Genomic DNA, 16,109 nt, shown 5'->3' with positions numbered 1-16,109 from the left:
GGGATTGGGGGGAGGATTGAAGGGCCCAATATGTCAAGAGTCTAACTCCCCGCTGTTACCCCGAAACGAAGAGCCTGGAACAGGGGCCGGATCGTCGGCCAGAAAAGGTCGCTGTTGCCGAAACAAGTGAGGGCAATCCGCGCGCGGCTCGAATTGGCTAAGAATCTGCGTGATCTCACGCTGTTCAACATAGCGATTGATAGCAAGCTTCGCGGATGCGACTTGGTGAAACTGCCCGTCTGCGATTTGGTCAGAGATGACCGCGTTCGCGAAAGGGTGTCTGTGATCCAGAGCAAAACCCGGCGACCCGTTCAGTTCGAACTCTCTGAAAACACGCGGGATACCATTGCCGCATGGATCAAGTCGCCGGAAATGATCGGCTGCCGTTGCATGTTTCCCAGCCGGTTTCATGACCGCCCTCATATCTCAACCCGCCAATATGGCCGAATTGTGCCGGATTGGGTGGCTGCGATTGGGTTGGAACCCAGTGGCTACGGCACCCATTCGCTGCGCCGGACCAAGGCGGCGGAGATCTACCGCAAAACCGGAAATCTCCGGGCGGTTCAACTGTTGCTTGGACACACAAAGGTTGACAGCACTGTCAGATATCTTGGTGTCGAACTTGAAGATGCGCTGAGCATCGCCGAGCAAATCGACATTTGAACTATGTTGGCGGGCGGCACTTGCCGCTCGCCAATCCAGACCAGACCTACGGTCGCAACGCGGCAGTGGTTAGGTTCGAGACCAGAGCTGGCGTTGGGCGAATTACTTTTCTGTGTAGGATGCTCAAAGCTGCAATCAGGTCTTTTCACATTTAACCATCTCGCAGGGCTAGGTGACTCAACAACCGAGTTTGGAACTCAAGCTTCCTGTTCTGACGAGGAGAATGAATAGGAAGAGAACTGCTCATGCGGAGTTTCAAACGAAAGCGAGGCTTGCAAAGATCCGCCGCCGTTTTTTCCTTCATCTATATCCAATTCAGAGAAAAGCGCTCATCCATCGGTTGAGACACTTTCGAGCTGAAAAGTTCCGCTGCAATTGCCGTGTGGCGCAATCTTTTCATGGAATCCAGAGCTGACCTACTGGCGTAGCTGAAGCCCTACCAATTAGCCCGAAGGTGACCCAAAGTAAGCAAGACTTTAAAAATTCAAGAAAATGTATATAATCCACAGAATTACACCAAAAGTTTGTCTCGTTCACGGGGCGCGTCATGGGGGGCAAAAAAGCAATTACTTCCCAAGGGGAAGGTGGCGAGTGGCATGCCTCGATGTCGGTCGCCTTGGCGCTTGGGCTGGGCTTCTTTGTTCTCACTTCAGTCGCAGGTGTATTGGGTGTGGGTCTAGTTGTTGGCTACCGCAATACCTCGGATTTGCTGACACAGAAGGCGCAGCTAATCATCGGAACCCAACGCCAACAGGTAGAGCGCTATTTGACAGCAGCTTCTGATCAAGTTGATTTTATCGCGAGCAGGATTGCCGCTGGCGAAGTGGAGGCGGACGGATCTGAAGAGTTTGTGAGCCTTTTGCTTGGCGCTGTTTCAGCTACCCCTCAGATTGTTAGGATACAATTTATTGACAGAAAGCACACTTTGACAGGCGTTGAACGTACCCAGGAAGAGACACTACCCATTTTCCTAAAACTCGGGGACGATGTCGATCTGCGCCACCTTGTAGATGAAGCAATTGACACCGGGAAAGCGCGTTGGGGCAGTATTCTCTGGCGCGATGAATACAGTCAGTCGGTGCTAAGCTACCAAAGTCCAATCATTCAGAAAGGTAAAATAATTGGGGTTCTATCAGCCTGGGTTTCGGTCGTGAAACTCTCTGAATTTTTGGCTGATCAGGAAATGGAGTTCGGTGCAAATGTGTTCATGCTTTACGGTAGGAATGCCGTATTGGCCCACCCACTGATGGCATTTGGTTATGCGGGTTTAAATCGTGCGGCACCACTTCCGCAGCAAGACCGGTTCTCCGATCCCATCGTATCGGCCATGTGGCAGCCAAATGATCGCCTTAGCGTCGCAAAGTACTTTCTGACCGGGGCGAACACGCGTTTTGTTGCCTACGCCGATTGGGAGTATGTCATATTCTTTGAAGAGCTGATCAACTATGGCGATCAAGCACTTACCGTAGCCACATATTTTGAAACCCACGACATTATTTCGGAAGCAGCTCGACTAAAATGGGCGATATGGTTCTGTGCTATAATGGCGGTCATTTCGGCCGGGGTGGCGGCGTTGATTGGTCAGAAGATCGCCAAGCCTGTTCGACGGCTGTCTGACAGCGCAAAGCGTGTACATGATCTAGATATTTCGAATATTGCCGAAATCGAAGGTTCCTTCTTCCGAGAACTGGATGAGGCGGCACGTTCATACAATTTCATGCTCGAAGGCCTGCGTTGGTTTGAACTCTATGTCCCTAAGCGTTTGGTCCGTCAATTGATGCGCCACCATGCCGGCAAACAGATCAATTCATCTCATCGGGATGTCGTCATCATGTTTACGGATATTGTCGAGTTTACGACACTGTCGGAACATCTTACGGCCTCTCAAACGGCATTGTTCCTAAATGACCACTTTGCCGGGCTGGCGGATTGCATTCAGAAAAATCGCGGTACCATCGACAAATTCATCGGAGATTCGGTGATGGCTGTCTGGGGCGCATTGGAACATCAAGATGACGCGGCTGATCTGGCCTGCCAAGCTGCGACTGAGATCGCTCGGTGGGTTCAGAAGTATAATCAAAATGAACGAACGGCGGCTGGCTTACCCTATTCTGTGAGACTACGCATAGGGCTTCACATCGGTCGTGTGGTTGTTGGAAACATCGGTAGTGAAGGGAGGCTGAGCTATACTGTGGTAGGCGACGCAGTGAATGTCGCGCAGCGGTTGGAAGAAGCCGGAAAAGTTTTGGGCGACACCCAGGCTGAAGTGAATATTCTTGTTTCCAGCTCTGTTCGCAGTGCCTTGGTCAAGCCGATAGAATTTAAGCGCATCGGCGCCCATAAGCTTCGCGGTCGAGATGAATTGGTTGAAATTTATTCCCTGGCAATAAGCTAGTTGCGAAACCCGATTTACGTTGAGGACGGCAAGCTGGCTCCGGAGCAATCAGCAAGTATTGGACAAGCGCCGACAGAAAACGGGCCAGGGCGCAGACCATTTTGAAAACCAAGCTCGATTGATAGCAGTGATGACAAAAAAATGTGTTGAGTTTCAGCTTTGGTCCGCACAATTGACGTTGGTCCCGTTGGGACAGGCCGCAAGCCTTGCTAAAATCGTCGGATGTCCTGAGTGAGCATGGACCGGTAGTCGCCCGCCATGACCCGAAGGGCAGTTTTATCCGCGTCTCGCTTATCGGGATAGCCAGCGGCAAAAGCACGGTTTCAAAGTGAGCGAAGTCGTTGCATGCGAATGACAAATCTGGCGACATCGGCTGCGATGTAGCGAAAATAGTACCGCATCTGCGAACGGATGCTGCGTCAGCAACATGGTCAAGCTGCATTGTCGGCAAAGTCCGCAAAGTGGTCGTTCATGCCCAATGCGGCGGATAACCGCGTTGGGCCCGAAGTGGACATTCGCTACGCCAGTCATGAATGATTGCTCTGCGGACGAAACAGCCGTTCGCAACATACGATGCAGCGGTTAAGGCGGATGCGAAGTTTGCAGAAGCTCGCCGCCGTTCACTCCTCCGGGTCTTGTCAGAAGAACTTGGGTTGAGGCGGCCAGGGTGCCCTCGTAGCCTACGCGCTTGATCAAACAATCGCCATTCAAGTACTTCAAGACTGGTCCAGAGATCATTCGTCTGGCAGTCATGCTATACGTTCGGTTCCCATTGTCGCTTCGAAACGTGGAAGACCTGTTGCACGAAAGGGGAATTCAGGTGAGCCACGAGACTGTTCGATTTTGGTGGAACAGGTTCGGCCCGATGTTTGCTGCTGAGATCCGAAGAAAGCGTGTTCAGCAATTTCGAGCCTTCTAAAATGGAAGTGACACGCGGACGAGGTTTTTGTGACGGTGAATGGCAAACGCCACTATCTCTGGCGTGCAGTCGATCACGAAGGTGAGGTGCTAGAAGCATTTGTCACCAAACGCCGAAACAGGCAGGCGGCATTGAAATTTCTCCAGAAATTGATGAAGCGACACGGCAAAGCGGAAAACATCGTGACGGATCGCTTCGCATCCTACAAGGCTGCGCTCAGAGATCTGGGTGCACTGGAAAAACAAATGACGGGCAGGTGGCTCAACAACCGTGTCGAGAATTCGCACCTGCCATTTCGACGACGTGAGCGCGCCATGCAACGTTTCAGGCGCATACGAAATTTTCAGAAATTCGCGGCCGTCCATTCCTCCGTCTACAACCACTTCAACCAGGAAAGATCGTTAGCTAGACGAGGCACCTTCAAGCTGACGCGCACCGCCGCTCTTGCCGAGTGGCGTCAACTTTGTTCCGGATAGGTACACCGTTTTCGCGGCAAACTGAGACTGGTTTGAATTCGTCTGACAGCACCATCCCAATGGATCGGAGGCCAACAATGCACTAACAATCAAACTGGACCAGTCAGATGAGGCTGCTCAGAAATCTATGCAAAGAGCCACAAATTTTCTCAGTCGCCGCCGTTTAGGGCTTAGTTGGAATCACCACCCGGCCGCTTAAACCTCCAAGCGAGCCAGATTTTCCTAAGTCAAAGTGCGCATCGTATGCATTAAGAAGATCAACCGCAATTGACAGCCCCAACCCGCTGCCTCTCACCGACGTGTCAAGCCGGCCACCAGAGCGCAATGCTTCGCGTATTGCGTCCTCAGGGATACCCGGTCCGTCATCTTCGATACAGATCTCGACGCAGTCTTCCCGGCTTTCCGCAATCAGTTTTACTTGGCCACGACACCATTTGACCGCGTTATCAAGTAAGTTACCGAGAACTTCTTCGATATCTTGCGTATCCATTCGCACCCAGAGTTCGGGATCGCTTTTAACATACAGCTTTTTGCCTTCCCTCTCGGCAATTTTTGAAAACAGCCGTGCGAGACGTTCGACTGAGTGTGAAATATCCGTCCGGGAGTGCGTTAACTCAGCCGTGTTTAGGGCCCTGATCCGCGCGAGCGACCGACTGAGCTGAGCGTCGATCCGATCGAGAGCTTCAGCAGCGATATTTGTGTCGACTCCGGACTGGGACATAGCCTGCAATTCATTTCTCAGAATAGTGGCAGGTGTTTTCAAAGCATGTGCCAGATCAGCGGCTTGCCTGCGCGAGCCGGACACAATGTCCCTATTGCGACGCAAAAGTTGATTCAGGTCATCAACCAATGGGGCCACTTCCTCCGGATAATCCTTTGGTTTCAGGTCGTCATCAGCGTCCCACCGATGGGCCACATCCGTGCGCAATTTACGAAGAGGCCCCAGGATGACAGACATCAGCATCAACGAACTCGCAACGCCAATCAGGCCAACCAACCCAAACACCGGCAGAAGACTGCGCTGAGCCGCCTGTCTTTCATTGACCAATTGCGCTTGGCTTTCGGCAACACTTATGCCCCAGACGGTGCCATCTTCGAAGGCAATCTGTTGGTACACGCTGCGCAGCGTTTCGCCCTCGGGGCCCGTAGTGTTCCAAAGGGTAGCGTAATCTGAGGCCTCGGGTGGTTCGGCGATTGTTTCATCAAACAGTGACGCAGACGTGAAAACGTCTCCGTCGCCGTTGGTGACCTGCCAGTATCTGCCGGAGTATGGCGAACTATATGCAGGGTCGAACATGAGGTCACGCAGGGCACCTGGATCTTGGGTCGTGACGCTCAGCCCTACGACAAGCTGGGTGTGGCGATCTCGAAGGGCGGTATCGAACCGGTTTGAAACTCGGGAATCGATGAATGAAAACACCGCTAACGTGCCCACGCCAACTGACAAGGCCCCGGACGCTATACCCCCAAGCAATGCCCGTTGACGGAGTGACAACATTAGAGTGTATCGATCATATATCCGCGACCCCGAACCGTAGTGATCAGGTCAGGTCCCAATTTGTTACGCAGCCGGTTTATAAAAACCGCGATGGTATTCGAGTCCCGGTCACCATTATACTCGTAGATATGTTCCGAAAGTTCGGATCTTGGGATCAAGCGCCCGGCGTTATGAGCCAGGTAAGTAAGAACGGCTATCTCCTGGGCGGTTAAGTCGATCGGAACGCCATCAACAGTCACACGTCCATTACGCGTATCAAGAATGACGTCCCCCATCTCGATAACAGGATTTAGTTGCCCACTCTGGCGGCGCAAGATGGCACGCACACGTGCGGCCAGCTCGGGTAAATGAAATGGCTTGGTCATGTAATCATCCGCACCGGCATCCAATCCATCGACCCGTTCGCTCCACCCATCGCGTGCAGTCAGGATCAATACAGGGGTTTTTACGCCTGCGTTTCGCCAGTCGCGCAAAACTGAGATGCCATCTCGTTCCGGAAGCCCAAGATCGAGAATGATCACGTCATATGGTTCGGTTGCTCCCAAATGCTGAGCATCGGTTCCGTTGTTAACAACATCGACCACTCGGCCCTCAGCGTTCAGCAGCTTTTTGATCTGCTCACAAAGGTGGGGTTCATCTTCAGCGAGTAATACTCTCATATTTTGTTTCTACAGGCCTTCGAAAAATATTTTAACCACTATTTTTTGCCTCCGGAGTTGCCGCCACTATTGCCGCCGGAGTTGCCGCCACTATTGCCGCCGGAGTTGCCGCCACTATTGCCGCCGGAGTTGCCGCCACTATTGCCGCCGCTATTGCCACCGGAGTTGCCACCGGAGTTGCCGCCACCATTGCCACCGGAGTTGCCGCCACCATTGCCGCCGGAGTTGCCGCCACCATTGCCACCGGAGTTGCCGCCACCATTGCCACCGGAGTTGCCGCCGCCATTGCCACCGGAGTTGCCGCCACCATTGCCACCGGAGTTGCCGCCACCATTGCCACCGGAGTTGCCGCCAGAATTTCCGTTGCCATTACTTCCGCTATTGCCCTGATTGCCTTTGCTGCGGGATTGTCCTTGCGCAGCGGACTTGGCAGAGTTGCCAGTGGTAGAGCGAGCGGCGTTGGAAATTTGACGCCCAACATTCGAACGATTGGACACCACGACACCAGTTTGGGCATCCACAATAACGCTTACGATTTTCCCGTTCGGCTTTTTCACCAGAATGCGGTAGTAAACTTTGTCGGTTTGGAAAGCGCGTGCATCAACCGGCTTTCCACCAAAAACTCTCTCAACACCCCTGAGGACTCTCTTCAAGCGAATGGCGCCGCCAGAAGCTGTTGCTTGGCGCAATTCAGATTGCTTTAGCTCGCGCACGGCAGCTTGCCCTTCTCCGATCTGGAAAAAGGCGAGCAGACAAACAATGATTACGAGCTTTCTCATCTTCCGTACTCATTACTGCGCAATTGTGTCCTAAATCTACAGATTTCATGGTGAACTCACGATGAACGGTCGGTTCGTCTCAGGTTCAACGATAATGGGCTTAAATCTGCAAGTTGGTTCCTGATTCCGACACATATACTTGTTCTGCCGTTATTCTACGCGGCGCGCTGTCTGACGAAATTCGCACACAACAAACGAGGACCGTCATGAAAACCAAATCGACCGGCTTATTAAAAGCCACTGCAATAGCAATCGCATTGCTGGGATCTACAGCAATTGTTGGCGCGTTCGCGTTCCCTGATGCCGCCTACGCCAAGGAAGGAAAGGGGAACGGCGGTGGCAAGGGTAACGGCGGTGGCAACGGAAATGGGGGCGGTAAGGGCAATGGCGGTGGTAAAGGCCATGGCGATGGCGGCAGCAGCGCGAGTAGTGGAAAAGGTAAAGACAAGAGCAACGGGTCAGCGGCATCCAGGAATGGCGGAGGCAAAAAGGCCGGGAAATCTGGTCGTAAGCCCAATGGCTCCAAAGGGGTCACCTCCGGATCCTCTAAGAAAGGTCAATTTTCTCTGAATGGTTTGTTTGGCGGTAACAAGAAACAAACTGCGAATAAAAAGCAAAGAAAAGGTTTCAAAGGGCTGTTCAATGGTAACAAGCAGGTAACTACCGCGGCAAAAACAAAACCTACGTCGGTTAAACGATCTCTGCGTCCGACTAGCAGGAAAGCCGCATATATTGAAGATGGTCCGCTTAAACCGCGCAACCTTGGCAAGCTGAACGGTGCCATTAACTCTAGCGCCAAGGCAAAGCTCGCGCATATCGCCAACGGTCAGTATATGAAAGGAACAGGGCCGGTCAGCCTGGCTGCAGGTCTTGCCGTAGCGGATGCCGAATTCAATCATATTATGGGTGAAAACAACACGTTGAGCCCTGAAGACGTGAAGGAAATCAATGCAGCGCTGGATTATTTGGACGAAGCCCCTCTGTCCATAGAGGAAGCTGAGGACGTCCTCGCCAACGAAGAAGCCAATCCTGGGTCGACTGACCCTGAAACACTGGAAGACGCCCAAGCCGTCAAAGACGCACACGACTTAACCACGGACGAAGACGGTAATCCGATTGACCGCCCTACGGAAAATCAGTTGGCGGCCGCAGAAGCCGTGCATCAGGCAGAAGACAACCTTTTGGATCATCACAAGGGTGGCTTTTCTGAAGACGACACGGTCGCAACGCAACAACAGGACCGTGTCCTGGACGCTGTGCGCGCCTCCAATCCCGATGAAGATGCTGTCAAAACCACGCTTGGCAGTTCGTATGACGAAGACAAATACGAAGACGATGAAGTCAGTGCCGAGCCGGTCGGAGAAGATCAGACGCCTGGTGGAGAACAAGATGAAGAACTTGTTGGTAATGGCTAAGTACCGGGTTGGAATGCTGTAGGTGAGGAACCGTTCGTCCTAGTTTCGCACGGCCTCGCGTCATGATCCCGAAAACCATTTGGCTCACTGTCCTTGAGTTCTCACTGTAAAAAAGCCCGCTCTGATTGGAGCGGGCTTTTGCGTTGGTGTTTTCCCGGGTAGGACGTGTCCCGGGAAAACTGCAGACGTCATGATGAAGGATCAGACGTCCTTTTTGCTCTTTCTAGCAGTTCGTTGTTTACGATTGCCGTCAGAGCATTTTCGACAGGCGGGAAACGCCCGCTGCCGGATTTCGTTGTGTCTGACAAATATTCGTGTGCGGCGGAACGTGATGGTTTCATTTTTACAGAAACCGGATCCCTAGCGTTTTCAGTGGCAGACTTAATCATGCTGTTCCCCTTCCAGGGAGCCAAGCGCCCTTAACCGTCTCGGCTCGGTAGGATGAGTATGCGCGATGTCTGTTGAATACTACGAGAACACATTGTTCACCTTAGGTTAAATTTGTCGCCGATAGATCAACAATATTCTTAGTGGCTCTTCGCTACTTAAGACCCCACTAATGATCTAAATAGCCCATGATTATAGAAGAGTATCAGTAGTCGTATTTGACCTTGCTCCATCGCTCAACGTCTGAGCAATTAATGGAGCGTTTAGCCAACCTACGTGGCCAACCAGTTGCTTTACAGCTTTGGCATTCACTTGCGATCAACCGATACGCGCTGTTTCAGCATCACTGGATCCACGGTCTGAAACATTTTTTCGATTTAACAAGTGCAGCAGTTCAACTTGATTAGAAACGCCTGTCTTCGAAAAAACTGAACTCAGATGCGAACGAACAGTCGTAGGGCAGACAGTCAGGGCTTGAGAAACTTTTTTGACCGTCAATCCCTCCTTCAACATGGCACAAACCCGAAATTCACACCGGCTTAGCCCCGCAGGGTTTTGAGGATCCAAAATTGGAACATGCTTGTTTTCCGAAACCTCTCTAAGTTGGTGGTGGCGCCCCTTCTCCAAACTCGAGGAAATTGAACCAGGCGTTCGCTTGCACCAGCCGGACGCTAGTGTCGGCGCCAATATGGCCAGTAAGTCCAGATCATATTGGGCAGGTCTGTGTTTGTAATGCAGTTCAAGGTGATCTACATGCCCGCCAGTTCTTTCAAGCGGCACGACAATTGCCTCACTTAACCCAAACAAATTTCGCTCGTTATGATGAGGCACTACTGATTTGCTCGAAACTAATGCGTCAGACAAACTCCAAATTGAGCCAACCCTTGCCGTTGAAAAACACTCACCAAGAACAAGCTCTATTTGGGTGCGGGGTTGGTAAGGCCAGACTTTTCCTTCCTCTCCACAACACCGAGCAATATATTTTACTTTTCGTTCTGACTTATATGTTCGCGCAATTAATGCAGCATCAGCATTAATTAAACTGATTAGATGATTCAATACTTGCGAAACGGAATTGTTGCCCGCTAATGCATGCATCCACTCCATAACCAAACTCAAGCTATCTTGCGCCTGAACGTCTTTGGGAAAACTGACACTCATTACTCTATTAACCAAACCTGTAATCGTTGCGCAGCTGGACGTACCAACTCGGTTCCACCGCAGTTACAAATTTGTTCAGGACGCATTGGCTCGGCAACTGGCTTTAAGGCTTTGATTGGAGAAAAGTCGTGATGGGAATTCTTTCACATCACCTTCAATACATTGTTTTAAATAAATAAATTTCCCGCCTCTCGCAACTCGACTTCAGATTTCGCCTGATTCAAAGAAATAGTATATCGGCCGATTTTGCCACAGCTTTTGGCCATAATTGCGCCCTGAATAGCCGCATTGTTTCCGTTTGGGGTGATTCGAAAAAATGTTAATGCCCTGTTAATGCAGGGTTTATTTTAATATCTTCAAAGATGTTTCGACATCAAATATTACAACTTTTAGTTGTTATTTTCCTATTTTTATCGGAAGGCTTAATATTTTTTGATCACTATCGTTATTTCAGAGCCGATGCGAAATGTATGGCTTGCGTTGCAACAAATGCAGCGTGGATTTCAATTTAACCTTTCGGGGGAAACATGACCAAATTTATGAAGAAGTTTGTCAAAGAAGAAAGCGGTGCGGCTATTGTTGAATATGGCCTTGCCCTTTTGGTTGTCGCATCAATTGCAGTTGGTGCTTTCTCGTTTCTGGGGACAACAACGGCTACGAACGTTAGAGGCGCTTGCGGCGCTCTGACTGCCACTGGCACCACCAACCCCTGCTGAACCAGCAATAAATTGTAGTTGGCAAACCAAAACAGAATTCTGCGCCTGTGCATCAGTGTAGCGGCGCAGAATATACCGCCAGAATTTTCGAAATCACCTTTGTTCAAGTTTCGAACTTTTTGAGTGTAACTTTTGGAGACAGAGATGCGTATCAGACCAGTTATTACCACATTATTCGGAATTGCGATTGCGTCAGGCTCTGTGTTCCTGGCGAAAGATCACCTTCAGTTCACCACGACTACGCCCGGACCGTCGATGAACGCTGATCTGGTTGAGATCTACGTCGCGCGATCGGAAATCGCTTTTGGGCAGACGATTGAAGAGCACCATGTCACAACTCATCTCTGGCCACGCGAAGCGCTACCCGCCGGAGTGTTCACTGAGCTAGACGTACTTGTTCCAGATAGTCGCCGGCAGCTGCGCCGCGCTAAGGGACGGTTCTATCCCGGTGAAGTCATGCTTCTTACGAAAGTTTCGAATTTTGGAGAGAAGGTCACGCTGGTTCAAAAACTGGGTGAAAATACGCGCGCTATGGCGATCGAAGTCGACGCCGTTACCGCGGTCGGCGGGTTTGTTACACCAGGAGACTGGGTTGATATTGTTTTGACGCAGGGTGCGAATATGGAACTGAGCGCTGTCACTATCTTGCAGAAGATTCGTGTGATTGGTGTGGATCAGCAATCCGAAGAACTGAGCGATCAACCCGAAATTGCCCGCACGATCACGGTGGAAGTGACCCCTCAGCAAGGCCAGCGTCTGGCTTTGGCCCAAAAAGCCGGAACCCTGAGCCTCACTCTCAGAACGTTGGACGGTGTCGAGGACAAACCAATGGAAATGGTTCGCTTGCGCGATCTTCTTCAAGAAGAAGGCCCGGCTGAAAAAGTCGAAGCGCAACCGACAGTCAGGTTGAACCGCGGCACGGAATCCGAAGTTGTCGTCATTCAGAGAAACTCCCGAGGAGCTGACGAAGCGACAGAAACGGAGACACCCCCTCAGACGGAATCCAGCAATCAGACGGATGCCCCATCTACTCCGACAGCTGTCAGCCCAGAGGTCAAGCCAAAAGCCCGCTCGATCGAAGTTAGCCAGAACGCTGCACAATAAGTCTGCGCCATGCATTTGAAAGCCAACATATCATTCTTTGCTAAGGACGAGCGCGGCACGGTTGCGATCCTTTGGGGCACAGCATTTGTTGCGTTTCTCGGTTTCTTTGCGATCACGCTGGATGTAGGCCGATTAAACTCAACCCATGCAGAGCTTCAGTCCTTCGCGGACAACGTAGCCCTGGCTGCCGCAGGAGAGTTGGACGGACAACCTGATGCCATCACCCGCGCAACCAATGCAGCGGCCAACTTGATCAGTGACAGCCAGACATTTGCCAACGGTCCTACCACGCTTTCGGGCTCGTCGGATTATACGCTTTTGTTTCACTCCGCTCTGCCGGTTTCGGACCTCACGCCGTTGGGCGCAGATGTCACCACCAATCCAAGAGAAGCCAAATTTGCGCATATCGTGCTGACGCCCAAATCCCTTAGCATGAACCTTGCTTCGGCTTTGGACAGAATGCTTGGTGGAAGTGGCGTATCGGCCAGCGTATCGGCCGAGGCTGTCGCGGGATACTCCAAAGCGGCCTGCGATATCTCACCTTTAATGTTCTGCCTGCCTCCGCATTGGGAATCTACACTGAACGTTGGCGATCAGATCCTGCTTCGCAGTGGCGGCAATGGGACTGCTTGGGGGCCGGGGAACTTCGGGTTTATCGACCTGGCGACATTTGAAGATGCCTCTGGCGTATGTGCGGATGAAGGCGGGAACAAACTTGCCTGCCTCATCGCGGCGCAAAGCCAGATCACGCAATGCGTCCTCACCAATGGTCTGGATACTGAACCGGGTCAGAAGGTCGGAATCACCAATGCCGCGTTCAATGTCCGCTTTGATATTTTCCGCTCCGTACTTAACGGTGAGAAAAACAACCCTGACTTTGCGCCAGCTCCGAATGTCATCAAAGGTATACAGAAAAATGGCGGTGGTTCCTGCATTCAAGGTAACGAAGAGGTAACGCCTGACACGGCTGCTCTTGGTCGCGACACTTGCATGGCAGCAGGTACGTGTGGCGGTAACAACCGGTTCGGAGACGGTGTCTGGGATCGCGCAGGGTATCTTAACCGGAACCATGACCTTGCAGACGGCACAGCGGACGGAATTGGCAGCGATGCTCACCTTCCAGCGCTTAGCGTAACGGATAGCGTGTTTGCTGGTACAAGATACGGAATGTACCTGCGGGAAATCGCGTACGGCAATAGCAACCCACATTCACCACCGAACGCAAATTCGATCCTGGACCCGTCGCTTGCGGAAACCGGCCGCCCGATGTGTTCAAACCAAATGTCCACAAACCCGGCGCGTCGTGTCGTGACCGCAGCAGGCATTGATTGCGCTCAAAACCCGGTTTCCGGCTCGACCAGGGGGGTTCCGGTCACGAAATTTGTTGCCGTTTTCCTAACCGAACCGGTGGGGGATGACGGTAGCTCACCACCCAGCTTTGACATCCACGGCGAAATCGTAGGCTTCCCTGATGTTTCAGGTGTCGGCAGCGGCGGTAATGGGTTCGGCGGTATCTTTCGCGACCTCGTGCAACTGTATCGGTGATGGGACGCAGGATCATGAAAACCCACCTCGCAGAATCCCTCAAACGCTTTGCAAAAAAGGATGATGGCGCGATCCTCGTGGAATTTGGCCTGGTCATGCCAATTATGCTGTTGTTGCTGGCGGTCACGTTGGAATCTGCACGTATGATGTGGTCATACCAATCGGTCATAGCAGGCGTTCGCGACGCCAGTCGCTATCTGTCCAGAGTCACTCCGGCAGATATCTGTACCTCTGGTGGCTCGGTTGCGGGACTCACTACTACTCTGAAGGGCATCGTCGAGGACGACAAAAATGCCAACGGCCTGTTCCCACCCAGCATAACGGTCAATTCGGTGACACCCAGCTTGTCCTGTGTATCAGGATCCTATCGGGTCAACCCGGCGCCCGTCGGTACGGTCAGTGCGAACATCACCATTCAGTTTCCGATGGGCGGAATCCTGTCTCTCTTTGGCAACGGGCTGTCTTCGGTGACGACTGACGTTTCGGACACTTCACGGATTTTTGGGCAATGAAAGGTCTGCTTCATATCCGCACGCACTTGCTTCGCCGAGGGCAGAAAGTTCTTCGGGATCAAAGAGGCGGCGTTCTTGTCGAGTTCGCCATTGTCGTTTCCCTGTTTCTCTTCCTATTCATGGCGTTACTGGATTTCGGTCGCATGTCCTATAGCGTTGCGAATGCTCAAAAAGCCTCGCAACTTGCAGTGCGCATTGCAATCGTTCGACCGCCTGCGTGCCCCGGAGTACCCACGACGCATCAGCGGGGAACCTCTACTTTGTCACCGCGGTTTGGCACGTCCTGCAGTGCCTCGGCCGGGGTTTGTGCGGATCCTCAAACCCCTTCGTGTTCCGGTGTCGCAACCAATGCTACGGCCTCGGAAATCTGGGCCCGGATTAGCCCGCTTTTGCCCCCCGATGCCACAATAGACAACTTACAATTTCATTATGACTTCAACCCCAATCTGGGTTTCCTAGGTGGTCCATATACCCCCATGGTCTCAGTCGAATTGAACCTTAATGATTTTCAATTCGTGTCACCGTTGGCCGCGCTGGCAAATGCCGCGGGCGCAACTAACAGCACAATATCTTCGACAGTCGGTTACTCAAACTTCAGCGTCTCGCTGCCTGCTGAAGACCTTGCATTAGGAGAGTCAGGATGAGAGATCAGAATGTTTTCACGCCGAAATCACAGGCCATTATGCTTGTTTCGGAAAGCGCAGAGATCGCGCAGCTGGTTGCGGATGTCTTTCCCGAAAATGAGGAAAATAAAGTCACCAGGAACGGGGCATCGTTTCAGATGTTGAATGGAACTGCCCTCGATATTGCATTCAAACATGATCTGGTGATCTTTGAAATCGACCCTGATGACACAGGAGAGCTCCGCGCTATCGAGGCCGTCCTGACGCACCGCGACGATGACACCTTGTTTGTTGCGCTCACTCAGAATGATCTGTCGATCACCAAAGCGCGCGAGTTGTACAAGATCGGTATTGATGAGGTTTTGCCGCTGTCGATTGATGGCGAAGGATTGAAAACCGCTGTCAATGAAAAACTAAATGCGCGTGCGGTTTCACAGACAACTTTTGCTGATGGTCCGTCGGCGTTAGGCAAGGTTATACCGGTCGCAAAGGCACGCGGCGGTATCGGGGCTACAACAGTAGCTGTCAACCTGGCGTGCTCTCTTGTCGGCGGAAAGGGATCTTTCTTCCGGAAGTCCGCAAAAAATCGTGTAGCACTTTTAGATTTTGATCTTCAGTTCGGAAATTCGAATGTTTTTCTGGATATCGAGGATAACGGAGGGTTCCTTCAGCTCATTGAAAACTCCGAAATTCCTGATGATCACTTTCTGTCTTCGATCCTGCAAGAGCATGGACTTGGCGTCGACGTACTGTGCGCGCCTGCTCCGATGGTGCCATTGCAATCGATACGCCCTGATCTGATCGAAGGGATGCTGGGTCGGCTGCAGCAACGTTATGACTATATCATCATCGACCTTCCCTGCGCCGTTGTTGAATGGGTTGAACCCATTTTCAAACGAGCCGCACAGATGGCTTTGATTACCGATACCACTGTCCCATGCGTGCGACAGGCGCGGCGATTGATTGATTTTTACCGCGAGGCAAACGTCGGCCTTCCGGTGGAAGTCGTGGTCAACAGAGAACGGAGCACCTTGATCAGGTCTTCGCATGTCCGCGAAGCAGAAAAGGTATTGGAAACGAGCCTGAAACACTGGCTACCGGACAATCCGAAAGTTGCAAGAAATTCCGTCGATCTTGGACGACCCGTTGTGGACATGAAACCGCAATCGGATCTTGGAAAAGCCTTAGCAAAACTGGCCGCTGCCGTTTCGGCTGACACGCGGCCAGTGGCAACGAATAAAGCATAAAAGGAGATCA

General features: G+C 51.9%; 14 protein-coding genes and 1 pseudogene. 10 read left to right on the top strand and 5 right to left on the bottom strand.

Annotated elements, in window-relative coordinates; all coding sequences use genetic code 11:
• Positions 1-90: 90 nt before the first annotated feature.
• From ACR0DT_RS05755 to ACR0DT_RS05745, 3 genes and pseudogenes are all read left to right on the top strand, one after another.
• Entirely contained in the window at positions 91-663 is a 573-nt protein-coding gene (locus ACR0DT_RS05755; RefSeq protein WP_480710271.1) for a tyrosine-type recombinase/integrase, read from the top strand.
• A gap of 547 nt (positions 664-1,210) precedes the next feature.
• Entirely contained in the window at positions 1,211-3,058 is a 1,848-nt protein-coding gene (locus ACR0DT_RS05750) for an adenylate/guanylate cyclase domain-containing protein (RefSeq protein WP_480709836.1), read from the top strand.
• 688 nt (positions 3,059-3,746) lie between these two features.
• A pseudogene (locus tag ACR0DT_RS05745) lies at positions 3,747-4,453 on the top strand (IS6 family transposase).
• 163 nt (positions 4,454-4,616) lie between these two features.
• On the opposite strand, the gene ACR0DT_RS05740 reads toward ACR0DT_RS05745, so the two are convergent.
• The 3 genes from ACR0DT_RS05740 to ACR0DT_RS05730 all read right to left on the bottom strand — a co-directional run bounded on the left by ACR0DT_RS05740 (position 4,617) and on the right by ACR0DT_RS05730 (position 7,389).
• The gene (locus tag ACR0DT_RS05740) at positions 4,617-5,873 is read right to left on the bottom strand and encodes a sensor histidine kinase (protein ID WP_480709835.1); all 1,257 of its coding nucleotides are present in this window, start codon (positions 5,871-5,873) and stop codon (positions 4,617-4,619) included.
• A 77-nt stretch (positions 5,874-5,950) separates the two neighbouring features.
• Positions 5,951-6,610, bottom strand: a complete 660-nt coding sequence (locus ACR0DT_RS05735; RefSeq protein WP_480709834.1) for a response regulator transcription factor — start codon at positions 6,608-6,610, stop codon at positions 5,951-5,953.
• 38 nt (positions 6,611-6,648) lie between these two features.
• Positions 6,649-7,389, bottom strand: a complete 741-nt coding sequence (locus ACR0DT_RS05730; protein WP_480709833.1) for a PepSY domain-containing protein — start codon at positions 7,387-7,389, stop codon at positions 6,649-6,651.
• A gap of 206 nt (positions 7,390-7,595) precedes the next feature.
• On the opposite strand from ACR0DT_RS05730, the gene ACR0DT_RS05725 reads away from it, so the two are divergent.
• Entirely contained in the window at positions 7,596-8,804 is a 1,209-nt protein-coding gene (locus ACR0DT_RS05725; protein WP_480709832.1) for a hypothetical protein, read from the top strand.
• A 188-nt stretch (positions 8,805-8,992) separates the two neighbouring features.
• Here ACR0DT_RS05725 and ACR0DT_RS05720 read toward each other — a convergent pair whose 3' ends face one another.
• The gene (locus tag ACR0DT_RS05720) at positions 8,993-9,193 is read right to left on the bottom strand and encodes a hypothetical protein (RefSeq protein ID WP_480709831.1); all 201 of its coding nucleotides are present in this window, start codon (positions 9,191-9,193) and stop codon (positions 8,993-8,995) included.
• A 316-nt stretch (positions 9,194-9,509) separates the two neighbouring features.
• A complete protein-coding gene (locus ACR0DT_RS05715) occupies positions 9,510-10,352 on the bottom strand; it encodes a helix-turn-helix transcriptional regulator (RefSeq protein ID WP_480709830.1) in 843 nt (280 codons plus the stop codon).
• A 527-nt stretch (positions 10,353-10,879) separates the two neighbouring features.
• Here ACR0DT_RS05715 and ACR0DT_RS05710 point away from each other — a divergent pair.
• The 6 genes from ACR0DT_RS05710 (at position 10,880) to ACR0DT_RS05685 (ending at position 16,099) form a co-directional block, all read left to right on the top strand.
• Positions 10,880-11,068: a Flp family type IVb pilin gene (locus tag ACR0DT_RS05710; RefSeq protein ID WP_480709829.1), complete on the top strand. Its 189-nt coding sequence runs from the start codon at positions 10,880-10,882 to the stop codon at positions 11,066-11,068.
• A gap of 144 nt (positions 11,069-11,212) precedes the next feature.
• A complete protein-coding gene (gene cpaB / locus ACR0DT_RS05705) occupies positions 11,213-12,172 on the top strand; it encodes a Flp pilus assembly protein CpaB (protein ID WP_480709828.1) in 960 nt (319 codons plus the stop codon).
• A gap of 9 nt (positions 12,173-12,181) precedes the next feature.
• Positions 12,182-13,717 (top strand): TadE/TadG family type IV pilus assembly protein, encoded by a 1,536-nt coding sequence (locus ACR0DT_RS05700; RefSeq protein WP_480709827.1) that lies wholly within the window; start codon positions 12,182-12,184, stop codon positions 13,715-13,717.
• A gap of 14 nt (positions 13,718-13,731) precedes the next feature.
• Entirely contained in the window at positions 13,732-14,229 is a 498-nt protein-coding gene (locus ACR0DT_RS05695) for a TadE/TadG family type IV pilus assembly protein (RefSeq protein ID WP_480709826.1), read from the top strand.
• Positions 14,226-14,873, top strand: coding sequence for a TadE/TadG family type IV pilus assembly protein (locus ACR0DT_RS05690; RefSeq protein ID WP_480709825.1), 648 nt, complete (start codon positions 14,226-14,228; stop codon positions 14,871-14,873). Before ACR0DT_RS05695 ends, ACR0DT_RS05690 begins: the two co-directional genes overlap by 4 nt.
• Positions 14,870-16,099 (top strand): CpaE/TadZ family protein, encoded by a 1,230-nt coding sequence (locus ACR0DT_RS05685; RefSeq protein ID WP_480709824.1) that lies wholly within the window; start codon positions 14,870-14,872, stop codon positions 16,097-16,099. The genes ACR0DT_RS05690 and ACR0DT_RS05685 overlap by 4 nt, the downstream gene beginning before the upstream one ends.
• Positions 16,100-16,109 lie beyond the last annotated feature (10 nt).

This window comes from Ruegeria sp. BI11 (assembly GCF_056538005.1).
Note: the sequence above shows the minus strand (reverse complement) of the source record. Positions and strands in the feature narration are given on the sequence as shown.